Source organism: Bifidobacterium sp. B4142, assembly GCF_026537325.1.
Classification (GTDB): Bacteria; Actinomycetota; Actinomycetes; order Actinomycetales; family Bifidobacteriaceae; genus Bombiscardovia.
In genome coordinates, this window is record NZ_JAFNMJ010000009.1 from 1 (window position 1) to 5,498 (window position 5,498).

The following is a 5,498-nucleotide window of genomic DNA, read 5'->3' on the forward strand; positions in this document are numbered from 1 at the left end:
TTGTTGGTGTGGTGGTGGTTTGAGAACTCAAGAGCGTGTTTGTGCTACTTATAGCTTTTTGATTGCCAGTCCGATGCCCGCCCGGCTGTTGTCGGGTACGCGGGAGCGTTGTGAGGGGTGTCGGGGTTTTTCGTGGGTTGGTTTCCTCCTTATGGAAGCTGGCCCGTCAATTATTGATGTGAGTCGTTTCGGCTTCTTCATGGTTTTTTGTGGAGGGTTTGATTCTGGCTCAGGATGAACGCTGGCGGCGTGCTTAACACATGCAAGTCGAACGGGATCCGTCAAGCTTGCTTGGCGGTGAGAGTGGCGAACGGGTGAGTAATGCGTGACCAACCTGCCCCATGCTTCGGAATAGCTCCTGGAAACGGGTGGTAATGCCGGATGCTCCGCGCTGTCGCATGATGGTGTGGGAAAGGGTTTACCGGCATGGGATGGGGTCGCGTCCTATCAGCTTGTTGGCGGGGTGATGGCCTGCCAAGGCTTCGACGGGTAGCCGGCCTGAGAGGGCGACCGGCCACATTGGGACTGAGATACGGCCCAGACTCCTACGGGAGGCAGCAGTGGGGAATATTGCACAATGGGCGAAAGCCTGATGCAGCGACGCCGCGTGCGGGATGACGGCCTTCGGGTTGTAAACCGCTTTTGATTGGGAGCAAGCGAGAGTGAGTGTACCTTTCGAATAAGCACCGGCTAACTACGTGCCAGCAGCCGCGGTAATACGTAGGGTGCAAGCGTTATCCGGATTTATTGGGCGTAAAGAGCTCGTAGGCGGTTCGTCGCGTCTGGTGTGAAAGTCCATCGCTTAACGGTGGATCGGCGCCGGGTACGGGCGGACTGGAGTGCGGTAGGGGAGACTGGAATTCCCGGTGTAACGGTGGAATGTGTAGATATCGGGAAGAACACCGATGGCGAAGGCAGGTCTCTGGGCCGTCACTGACGCTGAGGAGCGAAAGCGTGGGGAGCGAACAGGATTAGATACCCTGGTAGTCCACGCCGTAAACGGTGGATGCTGGATGTGGGGCCCGTTCCACGGGTTCCGTGTCGGAGCTAACGCGTTAAGCATCCCGCCTGGGGAGTACGGCCGCAAGGCTAAAACTCAAAGAAATTGACGGGGGCCCGCACAAGCGGCGGAGCATGCGGATTAATTCGATGCAACGCGAAGAACCTTACCTGGGCTTGACATGTGCCGGACGGCCGCGGAGACGCGGCTTCCCTTCGGGGCCGGTTCACAGGTGGTGCATGGTCGTCGTCAGCTCGTGTCGTGAGATGTTGGGTCAAGTCCCGCAACGAGCGCAACCCTCGCCTCGTGTTGCCAGCACGTTATGGTGGGAACTCACGGGGGACCGCCGGGGTTAACCCGGAGGAAGGTGGGGATGACGTCAGATCATCATGCCCCTTACGTCCAGGGCTTCACGCATGCTACAATGGCCGGTACAGCGGGATGCGACATGGTGACATGGAGCGGATCCCTGAAAACCGGTCTCAGTTCGGATCGGAGCCTGCAACCCGGCTCCGTGAAGGCGGAGTCGCTAGTAATCGCGGATCAGCAACGCCGCGGTGAATGCGTTCCCGGGCCTTGTACACACCGCCCGTCAAGTCATGAAAGTGGGCAGCACCCGAAGCCGGTGGCCCAACCCGTTTGGGGGGGAGCCGTCTAAGGTGAGGTCCGCGATTGGGACTAAGTCGTAACAAGGTAGCCGTACCGGAAGGTGCGGCTGGATCACCTCCTTTCTACGGAGATTATGAAATTCCTCTGCGTGGTCTGCGTGGGGGTCGTGCCTGCGGGCCGGCCGGTTGGCCGGCTGGCGTGGGCGTGCTGGCGTGGAACGGTCGGAGGGCTGTGGCATGGATGCGCTGTTGGGTTCCCGGACCGCCACCCTGGTGTGGGTGGTGTTCCTGTCGCCCGTTGGTTTCCTGTTTGGGGTTTTGCCTTGTGCGGGTGCTGGCGGCGTGCTGGTGGTTTGAGAACTGGATAGTGGACGCGAGCGGATGGCCGGCTTTCCGGCTGGCTGTCTGCTGTATTGTTTCGTCCGGGCCCATGTTTGGTGGGTTCGGGTCGATCGTTTTGTGATCGTTTAGTGTGATGATTTGTCGTCTGGCAGTTCGCAGTTGTTGTTGTCGTGGCATGGCCTGTGGCCGTGTTGTCGGCAAGGGCGCATGGTGGATGCCTTGGCAGACAGGACCGATGAAGGACGCGTGGGGCCGCGATAGGCCTCGGGGAGCCGCCGACAGGGCTTTGATCCGAGGGTGTCCGAATGGGGTAACCCGCCGGCCGTGATGGGCCGGCACCGCATTCGTGCGGGGGGTACGCAGGGAAGTGAAACATCTCAGTACCTGCAGGAAAGGATATTCCGTGAGTAGTGGCGAGCGAAAGCGGATGATGGCCAAACCGGTGCCGTGCAAGACCCGTCGGGGGTTGCGGCATGGGTGTTGTGGGACTTGGCGTCCGGGCTCCGACGGGCCCGGCGGCAGTGATAAAGCGGCGTGTGAGGCGAACGGGATTGAATTCCCGGCCGTAGAGGGTGATGGCCCCGTAGCCGAAGGCGCGCCGCCTGCCGGTTCTTGTTCCCAAGTAGCGCGGGACTCGTGGAATCCCGTGTGAATCCGCCCCGACCGTGGGGTAAGCCTGAATATTCCTGTCTGACCGATAGCGTACGAGTACCGTGAGGGAAAGGTGAAAAGCACCCCGGGAGGGGAGTGAAAGAGTTTCTGAAACCGTGTGCCTACAATCCGTCGGAGCCTTTCGGGGTGACGGCGTGCCTATCGAAAAATGAGTCTGCGAGTCAGTGGTGCGTGGCGAGGCTAACCCGTGTGGGGCAGCCGTAGCGAAAGCGAGTCCGATAAGGGCGTTCCAGTCGCGTGTCCTGGACCCGAAGCGGGATGATCTAGCCCTGGGCAGGTTGAAGCGCGGGTAAGACCGCGTGGAGGACCGAACGGACCTGGGTTGAAAACCGGGCCGATGACCTGGGGCTAGGGGTGAAAGGCCAATCAAATTCCGTGATAGCTGGTTCTCTCCGAAATGCATTTCGGTGCAGCGTCGCGTGAGTGCCTCCATGGGGTAGAGCTACTGGATGCTTGAGGGCCCGTATCGGGTACCGACAGCAGCCAAACTCCGAATACGTGAGAGGTGTATCGCGGCAGTGAGTCGGCGGGGGATAAGCTCCGTCGTCGAGAGGGAGACAGCCCAGATCGTCGTCTAAGGTCCCTAAGCGCGTGCTAAGTGGGAAAGGATGTGGAGTCGCATAGACAGCCAGGAGGTTGGCTCAGAAGCAGCCATCCTTGAAAGAGTGCGTAACAGCTCACTGGTCTAGTGGTTCCGCGCCGATAATGTAGCGGGGCTCAAGCACGCCACCGAAGACGCGGCAGCGCAGTTTGCTGTGCTGGGTAGGAGAGCGTTCCGCGTGGGGCGAAGCGGCGGCGTGAGCCGGCCGTGGACCGCGTGGAAGTGAGAATGCAGACATGAGTAGCGAGAGGCGGGTGAGAATCCCGCCCGCTGGATGACCAAGGGTTCCGGGGCCACGTTCGTCGTCCCCGGGTGAGTCGGGTCCTAAGGCGAGGCCGACAGGCGTAGTCGAATGGATGAAGGAGTCGATATTCTCCTACCGGCGTCAAGCCGTCCAATCCAAGACGTGGAAGCGTGCCCTTACCCGTGTCGGGTGGCGGTCTTCGGACCGTCCGATGATGCGGGACCGGCGTGTGGATGCGTGGCGGGTAGCGCAGGAGTGACACGGAACGGGAGCCGGGCCGCGGTGGTGGTTATCCGTGGTCAAGCATGCGGCGCGTCGGGCAGGCAAATCCGCCCGGCATGAGCGCGAGGTGTGATGATGGGGGGTCTTGTGCCCCGAATCCGGTGTGCCGTTCCGTCGAGAAAAGCTTCGGCGTGAGGAGTGGCGCCGCCCGTACCCTAAACCGACACTGGTGGTCAGGTAGAGTATACCAAAGCGATCGAGCGAATCCTGGTCAAGGAACTCGGCAAATCACTCCCGTGCCTTCGGTATAAGGGAGGCCCTTTGCGGTGAGGCGCTTCGCGCGCGGAGCCGTGGGGGGCGGCACAGACCAGGGGGTAGCGACTGTTTACCAAAAACACAGGTGCATGCGAAGACGTAAGTCGCTGTATATGCACTGACGCCTGCCCGGTGCCGGAAGGTTAAGAGGATCCGTCATCCCCTTCGGGGGGGCAGCGGTGAATTCAAGCCCCGGTAAACGGCGGTGGTAACTATAACCATCCTAAGGTAGCGAAATTCCTTGTCGGGTAAGTTCCGACCTGCACGAATGGCGTAACGACTTCCCCACTGTCTCGACCAGGAGCTCGGCGAAATTGCAGTACGAGTAAAGATGCTCGTTAAGCGCAGAAGGACGAAAAGACCCCGGGACCTTTACTATACCTTGGTATTGGCGTTAGGTGCGGACTGTGTAGCATAGGCGGGAGGCTTCGAAGCGGGTGCGCCAGCATCCGTGGAGCCGGAATGTGAAATACCGCTCTGTCCTCATCTGGCCTCTAACCTCGGCCGGTCATCCCGGCCAGGGACAGTGCCTGGCGGGTAGTTTAACTGGGGCGGTTGCCTCCCAAAGAGTAACGGAGGCGCCCAAGGGTTCCCTCAGCCCGGTTGGCAATCGGGTGTTGAGTGCAATCGCACAAGGGAGCTTGACTGCGAGACCGACGGGTCGAGCAGGGACGAAAGTCGGAGATAGTGATCCGGTGCCGGCGTACGGACGCGGCATCGCTCAACGGATAAAAGGTACCCCGGGGATAACAGGCTGATCATCCCCAAGAGTCCATATCGACGGGATGGTTTGGCACCTCGATGTCGGCTCGTCGCATCCTGGGGCTGGAGCAGGTCCCAAGGGTTCGGCCGTTCGCCGATTAAAGCGGCACGCGAGCTGGGTTCAGAACGTCGTGAGACAGTTTGGTCTCTATCCTCTGCGCTCGTTGGAATCTTGAGGAGCCCTGCCCATAGTACGAGAGGACCTGGGTGGACGAACCTCTGGTATGCCGGTTGTCGCGCCAGCGGCACGGCCGGTTGGCTACGTTCGGATGGGATAACCGCTGAAAGCATCTAAGCGGGAAGCCCCCTCCAAGATAAGGATTCCATGAAGCCTTCGGGCTTCTGTAGACCCCATGCAGAACACATGGTCGATAGACCGGACGTGGACACCCCGCAAGGGGCGCAGCCGACCGGCACTAATGGTCGAAGACAACACAACACCCGCCCTCATGGAAGGGCGGCGGCATCAACCCGACTGCGTACACGGCCTGCGGCAATAGCACGGACAGCCACAGGAGATCGAACACGAAACACGCGTCCGCCATCCGGTCCCCAAACCGCCAGGAAACCCCGTTCCTTCCCAAGACAGGGAACGGCAGAACAGAAGATTCGCGGCGGTCATGGCCTGGGGGAGACGCCCGGTCCCATTCCGAACCCGGAAGCTAAGACCCAGCACGGCAATGGTACTGCACCCGGAAGAGTGTGGGAGAGTAGCACACCGCCGCCACAACA

Annotated in this window: 3 rRNA genes; all 3 read left to right on the forward strand. The window is 60.6% G+C overall.

Features of this window, described 5'->3' with window-relative positions:
* The first annotated feature begins 206 nt into the window (after nt 1-206).
* The 3 genes from J3U06_RS09190 (at nt 207) to rrf (ending at nt 5,493) form a co-directional block, all read left to right on the forward strand.
* Nucleotides 207-1,731, forward strand: a 16S ribosomal RNA gene (locus J3U06_RS09190).
* A gap of 406 nt (nt 1,732-2,137) precedes the next feature.
* Nucleotides 2,138-5,205: ribosomal RNA gene (locus J3U06_RS09195) — 23S ribosomal RNA — on the forward strand.
* Nucleotides 5,206-5,376: 171 nt separating this feature from the next.
* Nucleotides 5,377-5,493: ribosomal RNA gene (rrf, locus tag J3U06_RS09200) — 5S ribosomal RNA — on the forward strand.
* The 16S, 23S and 5S rRNA genes sit together here, the layout of an rRNA operon.
* Nucleotides 5,494-5,498: the final 5 nt, after the last annotated feature.